Consider the following 17,036-nt stretch of genomic DNA (forward strand, 5'->3'; position numbering starts at 1 on the left):
CGTCAGATCCCCACGCGCCATCGCTGCTCCCCGCAAAGAGCTGCCTTGAATCAAACTTCAGGCCGTTTGGGAATCCACTTTGTCAACGCAACCTAGTGTTTTCCACATATGCGTGTTTGTCTTCACGCATATGTGGAAATGATCTGTTGTCACTGGACAGCGATCTCTGACGCCACCCTTCCACCATCTAAATGGTGGGAGGGTGGTACTACGGTCACACCATGAAGCTTTCGCCGCAGCCGCAGCTTCCCTTGGCGTTCGGATTCTCGAACACGAAGCCGGCGGTGAAATCGTCCTCCACCCAGCTCATCGTCGAGCCGATCAGATAGAGCACCGATCCGCCGTCAACGAAGAAGGTGCCGCCGGGCGTCTCGATGCGCTCGTCCATCGGGTCCGCCTCGGTGACGTAATCGACCGAGTAAGCGAGGCCCGAGCAGCCGCGACGGGGCGTCGAGAGCTTGACGCCGATCGCGCCTTCCGGGGCCTTGGCCATCAGCTTGGCGATGCGCTCCTCGGCCGAGGGCGTCAGGATGATCGCGGCGGGGCGGGGGCGACGGGTGGTGGTCGTCGTCATCACAGCATCCCCAGTTCGAGCTTGGCCTCGTCGGACATCTTCTGCGGATCCCATGGCGGATCCCAGACGAGGTTCACCTCGGCCGAGCCGACCCCCGGCACCGCGCCGACCCGCATCTCCACCTCGCCCGGCATCGATTCCGCGACCGGGCAGTGCGGCGTGGTGAGCGTCATGGTGACGATCGCGTGGCCGGCATCGATCTCGACGCCGTAAACGAGGCCGAGATCGTAGATGTTCACCGGAATCTCGGGATCGTAGATTTCCTTGAGCGCGTCGATCACCGCTTCGTAGAGCGCGCCGCCGGGTTCGCCGGAGCCGACCTCTGCGGGTTTCTGGGAGAGGAAGCCCTCCAGATAATCCTTCTTGCGCTCGAAATCCTCGCGCATGTCGCTCCGCACGTCGGCGTCGGTCAGACGCGGGCGTTCGGGCTTCTCGGGCGCGGCAGACGCTTCCTCGACCATGATACCCTTATCGCTCACCCGGCGAATCCTATCCAAAAATGCGCGTAACACGCTCGATACCCTCGACCAGCGCGGCCACGTCGGCCGGCCCGTTATAGACCCCGAAGCTCGCGCGAGCGGTCGCCTCGACGCCGAGATGCGCCATCAGCGGCTGGGCGCAGTGATGCCCGGCGCGGATGGCGACCCGGCTCTCGTCCAATATGGTGCCGATGTCGTGGGGATGAACCCCTTCGATCGCGAAGCTGACGATGCCGGCCGAATCCTCCGGGCCGAACAGCTTGACCGAATTGAGCGAGGCCAGCGCCGTGCGCGTTTCGGCGACGAGTGCCGCCTCATGGGCGTGGATGGCGGGCAGGCCGATGCCCTCCACATAGTCGATCGCGGCATGGAGGCCGACGACGCCGACGATGTGGGGCGTCCCCGCCTCGAAGCGCGCAGGCGCGGGGAGGAAGGTCGTCTTCTCGAAGGTCACCTTGTCGATCATCGACCCGCCGCCCTGCCAGGGTGGCATGGAATCGAGGATTTCGGCCCGCGCCCAGAGCACGCCGATGCCGGTCGGCCCATAGAGCTTGTGGCCCGAGAAGGCGTAGAAATCGACGCCGAGCGCCGCCACATCGACGGGCAGGCGGGGGACCGCCTGACAACCGTCGATCAGAATCTTCGCGCCGACCGCGTGCGCCAGATCGGCCGCGCGCTTCACGTCGAGGATCGAGCCCAGCACGTTCGAGACATGGCCGAAGGCGACCAGCTTGTGCGCGGGGGTCAGCATCCGCTCGGCGGTGTCGAGATCGATGCGGCCGTCTTCGGTGAGCGGGCAGACGTCGATGACGAGGCCGGTCCGCTCGCGGATGAGCTGCCACGGCACGATGTTGCTGTGATGCTCGAGCGTCGAGAGCAGGATGCGGTCGCCGGGCTTGAGATGGGTGGTGCCCCAGCTCTGGGCGACGAGGTTGATCGCCTCGGTGGCGCCGCGCACGAAGACGATCTCGCCGTCCGACTTGGCGCCGATGAAGCCCGCCACCCGCCGGCGTGCCGCCTCATAAGCGAGCGTCATGTCGGCCGAGCGCTGATACACGCCGCGATGCACGGTGGCGTAGGTCTCGCGATAGGCGCGGTCGATCGCGTCGACCACCGGGGTCGGCTTCTGTGCCGTTGCAGCCGTGTCGAGATAGGCCCAGCCCGACGGGATCGCCGGGAAGTCGCTCACCCGATCGAGCGGGCGGTCGGAGGCGAGGACGGTGCTCATGCGATCATCCCCAGCCAGCTATTGGCGGTCGCCTCGAACGCCTCGCGCACCGCATCCTCGCCGATCCGCGCGAGCGCGTCGGCGACGAAGGCGTGGGTGAGGATCGCGCGTGCCTCGACCGGCGGGATGCCGCGCGAGGCGAGATAGAAGAGGCTGTTGCGATCCAGCTCGCCGACGGTGGCGCCATGGCCGCACTTCACGTCGTCGGCGAAGATCTCGAGCTCGGGCTTGAGGTTCACCGCCGCCGTGCGCGCCATCAGCAGGCCGCGCAGCGACTGCTCGCCGTCGGTCTTCTGGGCGTCCCGCGTGACTTCGACCCGGGCCGAGGCCGAGGTGACCGCCTGCTCGTCGGCCACCGCGCGCCAGAGCTGGCGGCTCTGGCCATGGGCGGCGGCGTGGCGGACGACGAAGGCGGCGTCATGGCGCTGCTTCTTGCGGCCGAGCAGCGCGCCGCCGGCCTCCGCGAAGGCCTCGATGCCGGTGATCGTCAGATGGCCGTCGAGGCGGCTGTCGGCCTCGCCCGCCACCAGCGAGGCGATGGTGAGGCTCGCGGCCTGACCGATCTCGGCGGTGTCGGCATGACTCTGGAAGCCGCTCTCGTGGAGGAAGCGGCGCGCCACCATCAGCCGAGCCGAACGCGCGAGGCGGAGCGAAGCGGCGCGGTTGACCCAGCCCTCGCCGACGAAGCTCTCGACGATGCTCGCCTGCGCGTCCTCGTCGAGGCGGATGTCGGCGGCGAGATGGTTGGCGCCACCCGTCGCGACATGGACGATCTGGACGGGGCCTTCGGTCGCGCAGTCACGGCCGAGCGTCAGCGTCCAGCCGGTCGAGCCGGCGAGCTTGCCGAGCGCGTGGCGGCCGGCATTGGCGTCGGCGGGACCGATCTGCACCGGGCCGGGGTTCGAGCGGCTGGCGTCATAAGCGCCGTCCACGAACAGCAGGCGCGGGCCGGGCGTGTCGATCCACAGATCATCGACCGAACGCGGCTGGCCCGTGGGCTTCGCGTCGGCGATGGCGGGCAGGCCGGACAGGTCCGACCAGCGCCACGCCTCGTCGCGTGCCGAGGGGAGGGCGAGGAGGCTCATGCCGCCAGCTCGTCCGTGATCTGGCCGTAGCCTTCGCGCTCCAGCTCATGCGCCAGCTCCGGCCCGCCGGTGCGGACGATGCGGCCGGCGGCCAGCACATGCACGAAGTCCGGCTTCACATAGTCGAGCAGGCGCTGATAGTGGGTGATGAGCAGCACGGCGCGGTCCGGCCGGCGCATGATCGTGTTGATGCCGTGGCCCACCGCCTTCAGCGCGTCGATGTCGAGGCCCGAGTCCGTCTCGTCGAGGATGGCGAGCTTAGGCGCAATGATGCCCATCTGGACCATCTCGTTGCGCTTCTTCTCGCCGCCCGAGAAGCCGACGTTCACCGGGCGCTTCAGCATCTCGGGATCGAGGCCGAGCGCATCCGCCTCCTTGCGGGCGAGCTTGATGAACTCGCCGCCCGAAAGCTCCGCCTCGCCGCGCGCCTTGCGCTGGGCGTTCAAGGCCGTGCGCAGGAACTGGAGGTTGGAGACGCCCGGAATCTCGACCGGATATTGGAAGCCGAGGAACAGGCCGGCGGCGGCGCGCTCATGCGGCTCCATCTCGAACAGGTCTTTACCGTCGAAGGTGGCCGAGCCCTCGGTCACGTCGTAACCGGGGCGGCCGCCGAGCACATAGGCCGTGGTCGACTTGCCGGCGCCGTTCGGGCCCATGATCGCGTGGATCTCGCCCGGATTGATCGAGAGCGTGATGCCCTTGAGGATGGCCTTGCCGTCGACTTCGGCGTGGAGGTTTTCAATCTTCAGCATCACGTTCCCGTTCCAAATCCGTTCGTGCTGAGCGCAGTCGAAGCACATGCCCCAAGCGCTCCGTTTGCCGCACGTCCTTCGACAAGCTCAGGACGAACGGGAAGAAGGAGATCATCCCACCGATCCCTCAAGGCTGATCCCCAGCAGCTTCTGCGCTTCCACCGCGAACTCCATCGGGAGCTGCTGAAGCACTTCGCGGGCGAAGCCGTTGACGATCAGCGCCACCGATTCCTCGGCGTCGAGGCCGCGCTGCATCGCGTAGAAGAGCTGGTCGTCGGAAATCTTGGAGGTCGTCGCCTCATGCTCGATCTGGGCCGAGGGGTTGCGGACCTCGATATAGGGCACGGTGTGCGCCCCGCATTTGTCGCCGAGCAGCAGCGAGTCGCACTGGGTGAAGTTGCGCACGCCCTCCGCCGTCGGGCCGACCTTCACCAGACCGCGATAGGTGTTGTTCGACTGGCCCGCCGAGATGCCCTTCGACACGATCGTCGAACGCGATCCCTTGCCGAGGTGGATCATCTTGGTGCCGGTGTCGGCCTGCTGGTGATTGGTGGTGACGGCGACCGAGTAGAACTCGCCGACGCTGTTCTCGCCCGCCAGCACGCAGCTCGGATATTTCCAGGTGATCGCGGAGCCGGTCTCGACCTGCGTCCACGACACCTTCGAGTTCCTGCCCTGGCAGAGCGCGCGCTTGGTGACGAAATTGTAGATGCCGCCCTTGCCCTCGGCGTCGCCGGGATACCAGTTCTGGACGGTCGAATATTTGATCTCGGCATCGTCCAAGGCGACCAGCTCGACCACGGCGGCGTGGAGCTGGTTCTCGTCGCGCTGCGGCGCGGTGCAGCCTTCGAGATAGGAGACGTAGGCGCCCTTGTCGGCGACGATCAGCGTGCGCTCGAACTGGCCGGTATTCTCCGCGTTGATGCGGAAATAGGTCGACAGTTCCATCGGGCAGCGGACGCCCTCGGGGATGTAGACGAAGGTGCCGTCCGAGAAGACCGCGCTGTTGAGCGTGGCGAAATAATTGTCATGCTGCGGCACGACCTTGCCGAGCCACTTCTTCACCAGCTCGGGATATTCGCGGATCGCCTCCGAGATGGAGAGGAAGATGACGCCGGCCTTCTTCAGCTCCTCGCGGAAGGTGGTCGCGACCGAGACCGAATCGAACACCGCGTCCACGGCGACCTTGCGCTGGGGCGGGGCATCGGGGTCCGCTTCCTCGACGACGCCGGCGAGCAGCTTCTGCTCGGCGATCGGGATGCCCAGCTTCTCATAGGTGCGCAGGATCTCGGGATCGACCTCGTCGAGCGAGCCGAGCTTCGGCTTGGCCTTGGGCGCCGCGTAATAATAGGCGTCCTGATAGTCGATCGGCGGCACGTTGAGCTTCGCCCAGTCCGGCGGCGTCATCGTCAGCCAGCGGCGGAAGGCCTTGAGGCGCCAGTCGAGCATCCACTCGGGCTCGCCCTTCTTGGCCGAGATGAAGCGCACCGTGTCCTCATTGAGGCCCTTGGGTGCGAATTCCTGCTCGATGTCGGACGTGAAGCCCCATTCGTAGGTGGAGAGCTTCTCCGCCGCCGCCAGGGCCTCTTCGTTGCGAACGCTCACGCCATCACCTCTTGTTCGACGCCGGCCAGTTGATCGAGCCGCACGTCCTCGAATGCCTTGCGCACCGCGCCGTTCACGACGGCCCAGTGCGGCTTCACCTTGCAGGCCTGCTCCAGGGCGCAGTCATGCTTCGCTTCATCCACGCAACTGGTAAGCGCGATGGGGCCTTCCACCGCCTCGATAATCTCGATCAGACTGATCGCCCCGGCCTCGCGCGCCAGCACGAAGCCGCCGGCCGCCCCCCGCTGCGAGGCGAGAAGGCCGGCGCCGGCGAGCTTGCTCACCAGCTTCTGCGCGGTGGGCAGCGGCACGCCCGTCTCGGCCGAGAGGATCGTCGCGGACAGCCGCCCGCCCGCGCCATGGCGCGCGGCCGCGGCCATCATCACCACGGCATAATCGGCAAGGCTGGACAGGCGCATCAATTGCGATCCGTTCTCAATTCAGACTGATTCGATCCGAATTGCCATGTGGTCGCGCATGGCCGCGGGGTCAAGGGGCCGCTTTGACAGCGGGCGCGCGGTCCCATAGCGGCAGGGGCCATGTCGCTCTACCCCCTTCTTCGCCCCTTCATCTTCCGACTCGATGGCGAGCGCGCGCATCTGCTGTCGCTCGACGTGCTGGAGAAGGCGCCGCGCCGGACGCCGCCCGTCTTCGCGCAAGTGCTGAAGACCCGCGTGGCGGGGCTCGATTTCCCGACGCCGGTCGGGCTGGCGGCGGGCTATGACAAGGATGCCCGCGTGCCCGACGCGCTGCTGGGGCTGGGCTTCGGCTTCGTCGAGGTGGGGACGCTCACCCCCAGGCCGCAGGCGGGCAACCCCAGGCCGCGACTCTTCCGGCTGGTCGAGGATCGCGCGGTCATCAACCGCATGGGCTTCAACAATGGCGGGCAAGAGGAGGCCTTCGCGCGCCTGTCGAAGCGCGAGCGGCGCGGGATCGTCGGCGTCAATGTCGGCGCGAACAAGGATTCGGCCGATCGCACCGCCGATTATGCGCGTGGCGTGAAGGCGATGGCGCCGGTGGCGGACTATCTGACGATCAACATCTCGTCCCCCAACACGCCGGGGCTGCGCGCGTTGCAGGAGGCGGCCGCGCTCGATGCTCTGCTGGCGGCGGCGTATGAGGCGCGGGGCGAGCAGGGGCCGCCGATCTTCCTCAAGGTCGCGCCCGATCTCGACCCTGCCGACATCGACGCGATCGCGAAAGTGGTGGTGGACCGCAAGGTGGACGCGCTGATCGTCGCCAACACCACCGTGTCGCGGCCGCCGCTCTCCTCGCGCCATGCCGGCGAGGGCGGGGGGCTGTCGGGCGAGCCGCTGCGTCCGTTGGCGCTCCAGCGCCTGAAGGATTTCCGCAAGGCGACGGGCGGGCAGGTGCCGCTGATCTCGGCGGGCGGCATCGCCTCGGCGGAGGATGCCTATGCCCGCATCCGCGCCGGCGCGAGCCTCGTCCAGCTCTATTCGGCGCTGGTCTATGAAGGGCCGGGGCTGGCCGCGCGGATTGCGAAAGCTCTGGTGCCGCTGCTCCGGCGCGACGGTTTCGCGAGCCTGTCGGAGGCGGTGGGCGCCTGAGGGGGTTGCCCCGTTTCATTCGGCCACTAGTTTCGCCGGCATGATCCGAACCGCGCTCGCTGCCGCCCTGCTCCTCGCCGCCCCCGCTCTGGCCGATGCGCCGCCGGTCTCGCCGCCGGGCAAGGGCATGGTGTCCGCCGCCGATCCGCGCGCGGCGGAGGCGGGGCGGGAGATCCTGCGCGCCGGTGGGTCCGCCGCCGATGCCGAGGTGGCGATGATCTTCGCGCTGACCGTGGTCGAGCCGCAAAGCTCCGGCATCGGCGGCGGCGGCTATTTCGTCCACTATGACGCCAAGGCCAACAGGATCGAGACGATCGACGGCCGCGAGGTGGCTCCGTCCGCCGCGCGCCCCGATCGCTTCCTTGGCCCCGACGGCAAGCCGATGCCTTTCTCGCAGGAGTTTCCGGGCGGCAAGTCGGTGGGCGTCTCGGGCAATGTCCGCCTCGCGGCGCTGGCGCATCAAAAGTGGGGCAAGCTCCCGTGGAGCCGGCTGCTCGAACCGGCGATCCGGCTGGCCGAGGACGGCTATCAGGTGACGCCGCTGATGGAGAGCCGGCTTCGGGCGATGGTGCCGCTGTGGAAGGATTTCCCGGCGATCGCCGCGCTCTATACCGATGATGGCGTGCCCAAGCCGGTCGGCAGCACGATCCGCAATCCCGAGCTGGCCGCCCTCCTCAAGCGCATCGCCGCCGAGGGGCCGGACGCCTTCTACAAGGGCGCCAATGCCGAGGCGATCGAAGCGGCCGTCAGCAACGCGCCGCGCAATCCGGCGCCGTTCACGACGGCGGACCTCGCCGCCTATCAGGCGCGCGCGCAGGCACCGGTCTGCGGCACCTATCGCGGCTATAAGATCTGCGGGATGGCGCCTTCATCCTCCGGCGGCATCACCATCCTCCAGATCCTCGGGATGCTCGAGCATTTCGACATGGCGAAGCTCGGCCCGAACTCGCCGGTGGCGTGGCACCTGATCGGCGAGGCGATGCAGCTCGCTTATGCCGACCGCGCGCAATATCTGGGGGATACGGCGTTCGTGAAGGTTCCGGTCGCCGGCCTGATCGACAAGGCCTATCTGGCGCGCCGCGCGAAGCTCATCTCCGAGACGCGCTCGCTGGGCCAGTACCAGCCCGGCACGCCGCCGGGCGCGGAGAAGCGCACCGCCGGGCTCGGCGTCGACGAGCATGGCACCACCGATTTCGTCGCCGCCGACGGATCGGGCGACATCGTGACGATGACCAGCACGGTCGAGGGCTATTTCGGCAGCCAGCTCGTCGTGAACGGCTTCGTGCTCAACAACCAGCTCACCGATTTCTCCTTCGCGCCCGAGAAGGACGGCGCGCCCGTCGCCAACCGGGTGGAAGCGGGCAAGCGGCCGCTCTCGTCGATGTCGCCGACGATCGTGACCGACCCTTCCGGCAAGGTGGTGCTGGCGGTGGGTTCGGCCGGCGGGCAGCGCATCATCATGCATGTGCTGAAGACGCTGGTCGGCGTCATCGACTGGAAGATGAGCGCGCAGGAGGCGATAGACCTGCCCAACATGTTCTTCGGCGGCGGCGCGCTGCTGGTCGAGAAGAGCCCGCTGATGGACGGCCTCGCGCCCGAAATTGCGAAGCTCGGCCAGCAGGCCAACGAAGTGCCGATCCCCTCCAAGCTCAACGCCATCGAGCGCACGCCCGAAGGCGGCTGGCGCGGTGCCGCGGATGTCACGCGCAGCGAAGGGGTTGCGCTTCCGCAATAAGCGGCCAAAACCGTAACGTCATGCTAGCCTGCGACAGAGAAACGCGGGCAGGAGAGGTCATGCGTCTGCTCGAACATTTCCCGAATCTCGTCACCATGTTCTTCGCGCGTGCTGCCGAGAAGGGTGACGCGCCTTTCCTCTGGCACAAGGCGGGGGGCGATTGGCGCCCGACGACTTGGCGCGAGGCGGCGCGACAGGTGGCGGCACTCGCCGCATCCCTGAAGGCGCAGGGGCTGGAGCCGGGCGACCGCGTGCTGCTGGTGTCCGAGAATCGCCCCGAATGGTGCATCGCCGATCTCGCGATCATGGCGGCGGGCTGCATCACCGTGCCGGCCTATGTCACCAACACCACGCGCGATCATGCCCATGTGCTGGAGAATAGCGGCGCCAAGGCGGTGATCGTCTCCACGGCCAAGCTCGCCACGACGCTGATTCCGGCGGTGCTGCGTTCGGGGCAATGCACGCTCGTCGTCGGCATCGATGCGATGCGGATCGGGCAGGCCGGCCCCTTCCGCTTCGAGACGTTCGAGGCGCTGGCCTCGGGCGATGCGGATGTCGCCGCCTGCGCCGAGGATGCCGGGCGCTTCGGCCGCGAGGATCTCGCCTGCATCATCTACACCTCCGGCACCGGCGGGGCGCCGCGCGGGGTGATGCAGCATCATGGCGCGATCCTCCACAATGTCGCGGGCGCGGCGCGCGTCATCTCGGAGGATTTCGGCTGGGGGGACGAGATCTTCCTCTCCTTCCTGCCGCTCTCCCACGCCTATGAGCATACCGGCGGGCAGCATTTCCCGATCGGGCTCGGCGCGCAGATCTATTATGCCGAGGGGCTGGAGAAGCTCGCCGCCAATATCGAGGAGGTGCGCCCGACCATCATGGTGGTGGTGCCGCGCCTGTTCGAGGTGCTGCGCACGCGCATCGCCAAGGCGATCGAGAAGCAGGGCGCGGTACCGAGCTGGCTGCTCGCGCGGGCCGAGGCGATGGGCGACAGGCCGAAGCTCTGGCAGCGGCCGATGGACCTGCTGCTCTCCGCCACCATCCGCCGCAAGGTGCGTGGACGCTTCGGCGGACGGATGAAGGCGCTCGTCTCGGGCGGGGCGCCGCTCAACCCCGATGTCGGGCGCTTCTTCGCCTCGCTCGGCCTCACCATGCTGCAAGGCTATGGGCAGACCGAGGCGGCGCCGGTCATCTCGTGCAACCGGCCAAAGGCGGGGATCAAGCTCGACACCGTCGGCCCGCCGCTCGACGGGGTGGAGATTCGCATCGCCGAGGATGGCGAGATCCAGGTCCGCGGCGAGCTGGTGATGAAGGGCTATTGGCGCAACCCGGAGGAGACGGCCCGCGTGCTGAGCGCCGACGGCTGGCTCTCGACCGGCGACATCGGCCATCTCGACGACAAGGGCCGGCTGGTCATCACCGATCGCAAGAAGGACATCATCGTCAACGACAAGGGCGACAATGTCGCGCCCCAGCGCGTCGAGGGGATGCTGACGCTCCAGCCCGAAATCCTGCAAGCGATGGTGATGGGCGACCGGCGGCCTTATCTGGTCGGCCTCGTCGTGCCCGATCCCGAGTGGCAGGCGGAGTGGGCGAAAGCGCAGGGTGTGGCCAACGATATCGGCCTGCTCGCGCAGAATCCCGTGTTCCACCGCGCCGTGCAGGCGGCGGTGGATCGGGTGAACGCCGATCTCTCGACTACCGAGAAGGTGCGCCGCGTGCTGGTGGCGGAGGAGGCCTTCACCATCGAGAATGCGCAGCTCACGCCCTCGATGAAGATCCGCCGCCACGTCATCCGCAGCGTCTATGGCGCGCGGCTCGACGGGCTCTACAAGCAGGCCGCCTACTGAGCCTTCTTCACCTTCGGATAGGGGACGAAATCGCCCAGCCCGCAGCCTCCATAGTCGAAATGGGAGGGGGCATCGAAGATTCGGATGATGTCGCCGCTGCACAGCGATGTGCTGGGCGTGCGGGTGGAGATGGCGCGGTCGTGGCGCAGGAAGGGGCAGTTGCCCGGCGTGTTGAGATAATCCGGCCCGCCGCGCATCCGGTAGAGGATCGCCCCGGAATCGAAGATTTCCGAGCTGTCGACCCGTGGAAGCTGGATGCAGGAAACGGGCTTGCCGGGCGTGCGTCCGGCGAGGGCCTGCTCCACCGTCCGGGTGCGGGCGTCCGCCGTGCCGGACGCGAGGACGGCCGCGACGGCGACGAGGGTCAGGATACGCATCGAACTCGATCCTTTCTGCGCGAGAGGGGCGCCCAATGGCGCCCTATCCCTTGAAGCTGTCCTTGGCGGCGCGCCGTTCGGCAAGCTCCCGCGCGTCGCGCGCGCGCAGGAAGGGATTGGTGGCCCGTTCGAGGGCGATGGTGGAGGGCAGCGTCGGCAGGCCCTCGGCGCGCAGCCGCTCGGCGTGCCGGAGAGCCTCGCGCGCGGCCTCGTTGCCGGGCTCGGTCACCACGGCGAAGCGGCCGTTGGCGACGGTATATTCATGGCCGCAGCAGACCCGCGTCTCGCCGGGCAGCGTGCCGAGCTTCTCCATGGCGCGGAACATGTCCTCGGCCGTCCCCTCGAACAGCCGGCCGCAGCCCATGGCGAACAGCGTGTCGCCGGTGAACACCACCGCCTCGTCGGGGATGTGGATGGCGATATGCCCGGCGGTGTGCGCGCCGACCGCGATCACCTGCCCCTCATGCGCGCCGATGCGGACGGTGTCGCCTTCCTCGACCACGCGGTCGAGCGTGGGGATGCGGCCCTGCTCGGAAGGGCCGGTGATGGTGGCGCCGGTCGCCTCCTTGATCGCGGCGTTGCCGCCGACATGATCGGGGTGCCAGTGGGTGTTCCACACCTGCGTGATGCTCCAGCCGCGCGCGTCGGCCGCGGCCAGCACCGGCGCCGCCTCGCCGGGATCGACCGCCACCGTCTCGCCGCTTCGGGCGTCGTGCATCAGCCAGACATAATTGTCGCTGAGCGCGGGGACGGGGACGATCTCCAGAGCCATGGTGCTCACCAGCTTCCGGTGTTGGGCATCGAGACCCAGGGCTCGGCCGGCGCGAGGCGATCGCCCGCCTGGAGCAGCTCGATCGAGATGGCGTCGGGGGTGCGGATGAAGGCCATGTGGCCGTCGCGCGGCGGGCGGTTGATGGTGATGCCGGCGTCCATCAGCGTCTGGCAGAGCGCGTAGATATTCTCGACGCGATAGGCGAGGTGGCCGAAATTGCGGCCGCCGTCATAGCCCGTCTCGTCCCAATTGTGGGTCAGCTCCACCTCGGCCGCCTCGTCGCCGGGGGCGGCGAGGTAGATCAGCGTGAAGCGGCCGGCCTCGCTTTCCATGCGGCGGGTTTCCTTCAGGCCGAGCAGCTCGAAGAAGCGGATCGTCTCGGCCGGGTCCGAGACGCGGATCATGGTGTGCAGATATTTCATGCCCGCCAATCTAGGCTTCGGCGCGGGGCTTGTGAACCTCAGCGGCCGGGTTTCGGCGCAGGCCTGGGCGCGCTTTCTCCGGTGGCGTCCAGATTGGCGCGGGCGGATTTCGCGACGTCGCTCTGCGGATCGGCGGCGACCGCGCGGGACCATTGCGCGCGGGCATCGTCGATATGGCCATTGGTCGCGGCGATATTGCCCGCCTCATAGAGGATATCCGCCTGGTTGGGCGCGCGCAGCATCGCCTCCTTGATGTCGGCGGCGGCGCGGGTGCCGTCGTTCATGCGGCGCGCCAGCGTGGCGGAGAGCAGCCAGGCCATCGGATCGGCGGGGACGAGCGCCAGCGCATCGTTCATGTCGGTGCGCGCGGCGGGGAGGTCTCCGGCCGCGACATCGGCGCGGGCGCGGTCGAGATAGGCCTCGCCCTTCATCTGCTCGGCGAGCGCGGGATCGGCGAGCGCGCTCGACAGCGCGGCGCGGGCGCGGGCGGTATCGCCGGCCGCCAGCGCGGCGTTGCCGGCCGAGACCCAGTAGCTCGCGGCCATGCGGTCGTGCGTCTTGGAGGCGATGTCGGCGGCGGCGGTGAAGGCGTCGGCCGCGCCCTTCCAGTCCTCGGTGGCGCTGCGCGCGATGCCGAGGCAGTGCGCCGCCAGCGCGCCGCCGCCCGAGGCCGCCCATGTCGTTGCCGCCTGCGCCGCGCCGGCGGGATCGGTGTCGCTTTGCTTGATGCACTCCTGATAGCGCGCCTGCGGGCTGCGTGCGTCGGCGGGGCCAGCCGGAGCGGCAGCCAGCAGAAGGGCGAGGGCGGGGATCACAGGCTCTCCATCAGCACGTCCACCGTGCGCTCCAGCAAAGCGAGATCCTGCGGGCGCGACAGGCGATGATCGCCGTCCTTGACGAGGATGGTCTGCACATCGGCTGAACGGACGAGCGCGGCGATCCGGCCGGCGACCCAGGGCGGCACATCGGCATCGGCCTCGCCGTGGAGCAGGCGCACCGGCCCGTCGAAGGCGATGGGGCCATGGAGCAGGCGGAGCGCCTCGGCGGATTGCCAGAAGCCCCTGGTGGTCACCATCGGCGCGCCATGAGGGGAGGGCTGCTCCAGCCGGCCTTCGCGCAACAGGGCGAGCTTCTCGTCCTGCGAATAGCCCCAGTCCGAGAAATCGGGCGCCGCCGCGATGCCGACCAGCGCGCGCACCCGGTCCGGCCGGGCCAGCGCCACCAGCAGCATCAGCCAACCGCCCATCGACGAGCCGACCACCACCAGATCGCCCTCGCACGCATCGACGATCGCCAGCGCGTCGTCGCGCCAGCGGGCGAGCGTGCCCTCCTCGAACGCGCCGTCGCTCTCGCCGGTGCCCGAATAGTCGAAGCGGATCATGGCGTGGCCGGTGCGCTCCGCCCAGCCGTCGAGCGCCAGCGCCTTGCCGCCCATCATGTCGGAGGCATAGCCCGGCAGGAACAGCAGCGCCGGGCCGTGCCCGCCACGGAAACGGACGGCAAGCCTGCGGCCGTCCTTCGTCTCGATGAAGCGCGGAGGCTCCGCGCCGGTCAGATCACCCATCCGCCGGTGCGCATCTCGATGGTGGCGTCGCGCTTGGCGCCACGCGAGCGGACCAGCTTCTGGTTGAGGCGGGCGATCGTCTCGCTGCCGCGCGTCTTGAACAGCGCGGGCACGAGCGCATGGACGAGGCAGGCGATGCCGCCGCCGATCATCGCGAAGCCGTAGCCCGAGGCATGGCGCATATGCTCGCCATAGCTCTCGCCGACATCGGCGGGATGATCGAGGAACAGCTTACCCAGCATCGCGCGATTCCTTGTGACTGACGCGGGACGCGGCGCACCGCTTCCACCCGCCATTATCCTATGCTTGCGTGTCGAGGTCCAGCCGCTCCCTCGGAGGAGTGAGCGCGCCTTCCCATTTGGCGACCACGGCGGTGGCCACCGCATTGCCGATCACGTTGGTGCCCGATCGGCCCATGTCGAGGAACTGGTCGACCGCCAGCACCAGCAGCAGCCCCGCCTCCGGGATGTGGAAATGCCCCATCACGGCGGCGATCACCACGAGGCTGGCGCGCGGCACGCCGGCCATGCCCTTCGACGTCACCATCAGGATCAGCACCATCAGGATCTGCTGCCCGACCGAGATTTCGATGCCATAGGCCTGCGCGATGAACAATGTCGCGAAGGTCATGTAGATCATCGAGCCGTCGAGGTTGAACGAATAACCGAGCGGCAGCACGAAGCTGGCGATGCGGCGGGGCACGCCGAACATTTCCAGCGCCTCCAGCAGGCGCGGATAGGCGGCCTCCGACGAGGCGGTGGAGAAGGCGAGCAGGGTCGGCTCGCGGATCAGCCGCACGAGCGTCCGCGCCCGACCGCCCAGCATCACGAAGCCCGCGCCGATCAGCACCGCCCACAGCACGAGCAGCGTCAGGTAGAAGCTGCCGACGAAGCGCCCGAAGGTGATGAGGATGCCCGCGCCATTGATCGCCACGGCATGAGCGATGGCGGCGAACACCGCGATCGGGGCGACGCGCATCACATAGTCGGTGATCTTCAGCATCACCGCGACCAGCGCCTCGATGCCGGCGACCAGCGGCTTGCCCTTCTCGCCGACCGCGACCAGCGCCACGCCCATGAACACCGAGAAGACGACGATCGGCAGGATGTCGTTGTTGGCCATCGCCTCGGTGATCGAGGCGGGGACGATGTGGACGAAGAAATCGTGGAGGTTGAAGCCCTTGGCATCGAGCCCCATGCCCTCGCCGGCGGGCGGAAGCGCAAGGCCGGTATGCGCGCCGGGCTGGAGCAGGTTGACCATGACGAGGCCGAGCGTCAGCGAGACGAGGGTGGCGCCGAGAAACCAGCCGAGCGTCCGCGCGCCGATCCGGCCGAGCGCGGAGGTGTCCCCCATATGGGCGATGCCGACCACCAGCGTGGAGAAGACCAGCGGCGCGATAATCATCTTGATGAGGCGCAGGAACAGATCGGTCGGGATGGTGAGGAGGCCCGCCCACTGGCCCAGCGCCGGCTCCGCGAGGAGAGAGTGCATCGCCAGCCCGGCGATGATGCCCAGAACCATGCCGATCAGGATGTAGAGGGTCAGGCGTTGCGCCACGGATGCTCCCCGGAATGACAGAGCCGGCACAAGAGGCGAGCAGGCGCCCGCGGTCAAGCCATGCTAAGTGTGCGGTAAAGCGTTATCATCGTGGGTTCAGGTGACAGACCGTTACGGAGGGCCGATGAAGCATCTCGTCTCCCTTGCCCTGTTTCTGGCCGCCATGCCGCTCCGCGCGGCCGCGCCGGATGACAGCGTCACCCGCATCAACGCGATCCCCGCGCGCGACGGCTGGTTCGTCTGCGATGCGGTGAGCGGCCCTTATGCGCTGTTCGCCGGAAAGCCGGACGCGAGGGGCGCGAGCATCATCACCTTGCTCGACCGGCGCTCCGGCCGGTTCGACACCCAGAGCTATCAGGTGGGCCAGCCCGATCCGGGGGCGGGGCAGATCCACTGGCCGCTGTCCCGCGGCGGGCAGGTCGTCGGCGACGTCCACGGCGTCAATCCCGGCATGATCGAGGATGACGGCGCGACCGTGCCGCCGATCGTCGAGGTGAAGCTCGACGACAAGCAGCTTTCCTGCCGCTGGCTGGCGCACACGCGCTTCATCGGCCTCGATTCGCGGCGCAGCGTGGTGGTGACCGAGACGACGCAGGGCCTCGTCTACCAGAGCTTCGATTTCCTGAAGCGCGGGCCGGTGACGCGCCCCGACGGCGTGCAGCAAAGCAACAAGCCGACGCTGCGCCTGCTCGGCGGGTCGGAGATCGTCGGCGCGCAGGGCGGCTTCCGCTTCGCCAATGCCGACTTCGTCTATTTCGTCCAGCGCCCGCGCAGGACCGAGCCCGCCGCCATCCTCGTCACCCGGCACGGCAGGCTGGCGCACACCGAACGGCTGGTGGGCTTCACCTACGCGCCGCCGATCGGCCGCGCGCCGGAGAAGCTGAGCGCCGCGCTCGATGCCGGCGCCGTCTGGTCCGGCGAAGGGCTGGAAGCCTGCCGCGCCAGGACGGAAGGGGTTGGGGATTGCCTGATCGAGCAGATGCGCAAGGGAGGCGCCTCGCTGGGCTCGATCGCGTTCAGCCAGCGGCTCGTGGCGGCGGGGGATGCCGGCTATGTCTCCGCCTGGAAGCAGGTGGGGCCGATCGGCGTCGCGACGGTCACCTACCCCTTTCGCGCCAACACCAACATGGCGACCGTGCTGGTGCCCACCGCCGGCGATCCGATCCTCGCCGATGCCTATGCGCTGACCGCCGACGACAAGGCGCGCGCCGATTATCGCGCCGCGCAGGCCGAACATCCTGATGCCTTCCCGGTGCCGCCGGGCGAGGTGTCGTTCGGCAAGACGCCGGCCGGCAACCTGCGCGTGCTGCTGACCACGCCCACCGCCGTCTGCCATGCCTGCGCGGCGGCGGGGTCGATCGTCGTCGGCTTTGATTTCGACGCCATGGGGCATTATCTCGGCGCGGGGGTCGTCGCCGTCGCCTGATCGGGCATTCGATGGGGCACGGGGCGACTTGCCTCCATCACGACC

General features: G+C 68.4%; 18 protein-coding genes. 4 read left to right on the forward strand and 14 right to left on the reverse strand.

Annotated features, from left to right (window positions below; all coding sequences use genetic code 11):
• Positions 1 to 214: 214 nt before the first annotated feature.
• The 7 genes from FHS98_RS06325 to FHS98_RS06355 all read right to left on the reverse strand — a co-directional run bounded on the left by FHS98_RS06325 (position 215) and on the right by FHS98_RS06355 (position 6,142).
• Positions 215 to 574, reverse strand: a complete 360-nt coding sequence (locus tag FHS98_RS06325; protein ID WP_167101791.1) for a HesB/IscA family protein — start codon at positions 572 to 574, stop codon at positions 215 to 217.
• On the reverse strand, positions 574 to 1,035 hold the full coding sequence (locus tag FHS98_RS06330) for an SUF system Fe-S cluster assembly protein (protein WP_167102947.1): 462 nt from the start codon (positions 1,033 to 1,035) through the stop codon (positions 574 to 576). The genes FHS98_RS06325 and FHS98_RS06330 overlap by 1 nt, the downstream gene beginning before the upstream one ends.
• A 28-nt stretch (positions 1,036 to 1,063) precedes the next feature.
• Complete coding sequence (locus FHS98_RS06335) at positions 1,064 to 2,281, reverse strand: cysteine desulfurase (protein WP_167101794.1); 1,218 nt, start codon at positions 2,279 to 2,281, stop codon at positions 1,064 to 1,066.
• Positions 2,278 to 3,366, reverse strand: a complete 1,089-nt coding sequence (locus tag FHS98_RS06340) for a SufD family Fe-S cluster assembly protein (RefSeq protein WP_167101797.1) — start codon at positions 3,364 to 3,366, stop codon at positions 2,278 to 2,280. Before FHS98_RS06340 ends, FHS98_RS06335 begins: the two co-directional genes overlap by 4 nt.
• Positions 3,363 to 4,118 (reverse strand): Fe-S cluster assembly ATPase SufC, encoded by a 756-nt coding sequence (gene sufC, locus FHS98_RS06345; RefSeq protein ID WP_167101800.1) that lies wholly within the window; start codon positions 4,116 to 4,118, stop codon positions 3,363 to 3,365. The genes FHS98_RS06340 and sufC overlap by 4 nt, the downstream gene beginning before the upstream one ends.
• A gap of 111 nt (positions 4,119 to 4,229) precedes the next feature.
• Positions 4,230 to 5,723, reverse strand: coding sequence for a Fe-S cluster assembly protein SufB (gene sufB / locus FHS98_RS06350; RefSeq protein ID WP_167101803.1), 1,494 nt, complete (start codon positions 5,721 to 5,723; stop codon positions 4,230 to 4,232).
• Positions 5,720 to 6,142, reverse strand: a complete 423-nt coding sequence (locus tag FHS98_RS06355) for an SUF system Fe-S cluster assembly regulator (protein WP_167101806.1) — start codon at positions 6,140 to 6,142, stop codon at positions 5,720 to 5,722. Before FHS98_RS06355 ends, sufB begins: the two co-directional genes overlap by 4 nt.
• Before the next feature lie 120 nt (positions 6,143 to 6,262).
• On the opposite strand from FHS98_RS06355, the gene FHS98_RS06360 reads away from it, so the two are divergent.
• Genes FHS98_RS06360 through FHS98_RS06370 form a run of 3 tightly spaced genes read left to right on the forward strand, consistent with a single transcriptional unit; the run spans position 6,263 to position 10,873 of the window.
• Positions 6,263 to 7,291, forward strand: a complete 1,029-nt coding sequence (locus tag FHS98_RS06360; RefSeq protein WP_167101810.1) for a quinone-dependent dihydroorotate dehydrogenase — start codon at positions 6,263 to 6,265, stop codon at positions 7,289 to 7,291.
• Between the two features lie 40 nt (positions 7,292 to 7,331).
• Positions 7,332 to 9,026 carry a gamma-glutamyltransferase gene (gene ggt / locus FHS98_RS06365; RefSeq protein ID WP_167101813.1) on the forward strand — a complete coding sequence of 565 codons (1,695 nt, stop codon included), beginning with the start codon at positions 7,332 to 7,334 and terminating at the stop codon, positions 9,024 to 9,026.
• 59 nt (positions 9,027 to 9,085) lie between these two features.
• Positions 9,086 to 10,873, forward strand: coding sequence for an AMP-dependent synthetase/ligase (locus FHS98_RS06370; RefSeq protein ID WP_167101816.1), 1,788 nt, complete (start codon positions 9,086 to 9,088; stop codon positions 10,871 to 10,873).
• Here FHS98_RS06370 and FHS98_RS06375 read toward each other — a convergent pair.
• Genes FHS98_RS06375 through FHS98_RS06405 form a run of 7 tightly spaced genes read right to left on the reverse strand, consistent with a single transcriptional unit; the run spans position 10,867 to position 15,565 of the window.
• Entirely contained in the window at positions 10,867 to 11,250 is a 384-nt protein-coding gene (locus FHS98_RS06375) for a hypothetical protein (protein ID WP_167101819.1), read from the reverse strand. The genes FHS98_RS06370 and FHS98_RS06375 overlap by 7 nt on opposite strands.
• A gap of 43 nt (positions 11,251 to 11,293) precedes the next feature.
• Positions 11,294 to 12,022 (reverse strand): hydroxyacylglutathione hydrolase, encoded by a 729-nt coding sequence (gene gloB, locus FHS98_RS06380; protein WP_167102950.1) that lies wholly within the window; start codon positions 12,020 to 12,022, stop codon positions 11,294 to 11,296.
• Positions 12,023 to 12,027: 5 nt separating this feature from the next.
• On the reverse strand, positions 12,028 to 12,444 hold the full coding sequence (locus FHS98_RS06385; RefSeq protein WP_167101822.1) for a VOC family protein: 417 nt from the start codon (positions 12,442 to 12,444) through the stop codon (positions 12,028 to 12,030).
• A 38-nt stretch (positions 12,445 to 12,482) separates the two neighbouring features.
• Positions 12,483 to 13,259: a tetratricopeptide repeat protein gene (locus FHS98_RS06390; protein ID WP_208402085.1), complete on the reverse strand. Its 777-nt coding sequence runs from the start codon at positions 13,257 to 13,259 to the stop codon at positions 12,483 to 12,485.
• Positions 13,256 to 14,008, reverse strand: a complete 753-nt coding sequence (locus FHS98_RS06395) for an alpha/beta fold hydrolase (protein ID WP_167101825.1) — start codon at positions 14,006 to 14,008, stop codon at positions 13,256 to 13,258. The genes FHS98_RS06390 and FHS98_RS06395 overlap by 4 nt, the downstream gene beginning before the upstream one ends.
• A complete protein-coding gene (locus tag FHS98_RS06400; RefSeq protein WP_167101828.1) occupies positions 13,996 to 14,250 on the reverse strand; it encodes a DUF6356 family protein in 255 nt (84 codons plus the stop codon). The genes FHS98_RS06395 and FHS98_RS06400 overlap by 13 nt, the downstream gene beginning before the upstream one ends.
• A 58-nt stretch (positions 14,251 to 14,308) precedes the next feature.
• Positions 14,309 to 15,565, reverse strand: a complete 1,257-nt coding sequence (locus FHS98_RS06405) for a cation:dicarboxylate symporter family transporter (RefSeq protein ID WP_167101831.1) — start codon at positions 15,563 to 15,565, stop codon at positions 14,309 to 14,311.
• A gap of 124 nt (positions 15,566 to 15,689) precedes the next feature.
• Here FHS98_RS06405 and FHS98_RS06410 point away from each other — a divergent pair, with 124 nt between their 5' ends.
• Positions 15,690 to 16,991 carry a hypothetical protein gene (locus FHS98_RS06410; protein ID WP_167101833.1) on the forward strand — a complete coding sequence of 434 codons (1,302 nt, stop codon included), beginning with the start codon at positions 15,690 to 15,692 and terminating at the stop codon, positions 16,989 to 16,991.
• Positions 16,992 to 17,036 lie beyond the last annotated feature (45 nt).

It is taken from the genome of Sphingomonas oligoaromativorans, assembly GCF_011762195.1.
Lineage (GTDB): Bacteria > Pseudomonadota > Alphaproteobacteria > Sphingomonadales > Sphingomonadaceae > Solisphingomonas > Solisphingomonas oligoaromativorans.

Bases quoted from the DNA above. Each gene is read 5' to 3' on its own strand.
- FHS98_RS06325 (WP_167101791.1), bottom strand. From the start codon at position 574: ATGACGACGACCACCACCCGTCGCCCCCGCCCCGCCGCGATCATCCTG.
- FHS98_RS06330 (WP_167102947.1), bottom strand. From the start codon at position 1,035: ATGGTCGAGGAAGCGTCTGCCGCGCCCGAGAAGCCCGAACGCCCGCGT.
- FHS98_RS06335 (WP_167101794.1), bottom strand. From the start codon at position 2,281: ATGAGCACCGTCCTCGCCTCCGACCGCCCGCTCGATCGGGTGAGCGAC.
- FHS98_RS06340 (WP_167101797.1), bottom strand. From the start codon at position 3,366: ATGAGCCTCCTCGCCCTCCCCTCGGCACGCGACGAGGCGTGGCGCTGG.
- sufC (WP_167101800.1), bottom strand. From the start codon at position 4,118: ATGCTGAAGATTGAAAACCTCCACGCCGAAGTCGACGGCAAGGCCATC.
- FHS98_RS06355 (WP_167101806.1), bottom strand. From the start codon at position 6,142: ATGCGCCTGTCCAGCCTTGCCGATTATGCCGTGGTGATGATGGCCGCG.
- FHS98_RS06360 (WP_167101810.1), top strand. From the start codon at position 6,263: ATGTCGCTCTACCCCCTTCTTCGCCCCTTCATCTTCCGACTCGATGGC.
- ggt (WP_167101813.1), top strand. From the start codon at position 7,332: ATGATCCGAACCGCGCTCGCTGCCGCCCTGCTCCTCGCCGCCCCCGCT.
- FHS98_RS06370 (WP_167101816.1), top strand. From the start codon at position 9,086: ATGCGTCTGCTCGAACATTTCCCGAATCTCGTCACCATGTTCTTCGCG.
- FHS98_RS06375 (WP_167101819.1), bottom strand. From the start codon at position 11,250: ATGCGTATCCTGACCCTCGTCGCCGTCGCGGCCGTCCTCGCGTCCGGC.
- gloB (WP_167102950.1), bottom strand. From the start codon at position 12,022: ATGGCTCTGGAGATCGTCCCCGTCCCCGCGCTCAGCGACAATTATGTC.
- FHS98_RS06385 (WP_167101822.1), bottom strand. From the start codon at position 12,444: ATGAAATATCTGCACACCATGATCCGCGTCTCGGACCCGGCCGAGACG.
- FHS98_RS06395 (WP_167101825.1), bottom strand. From the start codon at position 14,008: ATGGGTGATCTGACCGGCGCGGAGCCTCCGCGCTTCATCGAGACGAAG.
- FHS98_RS06400 (WP_167101828.1), bottom strand. From the start codon at position 14,250: ATGCTGGGTAAGCTGTTCCTCGATCATCCCGCCGATGTCGGCGAGAGC.
- FHS98_RS06410 (WP_167101833.1), top strand. From the start codon at position 15,690: ATGAAGCATCTCGTCTCCCTTGCCCTGTTTCTGGCCGCCATGCCGCTC.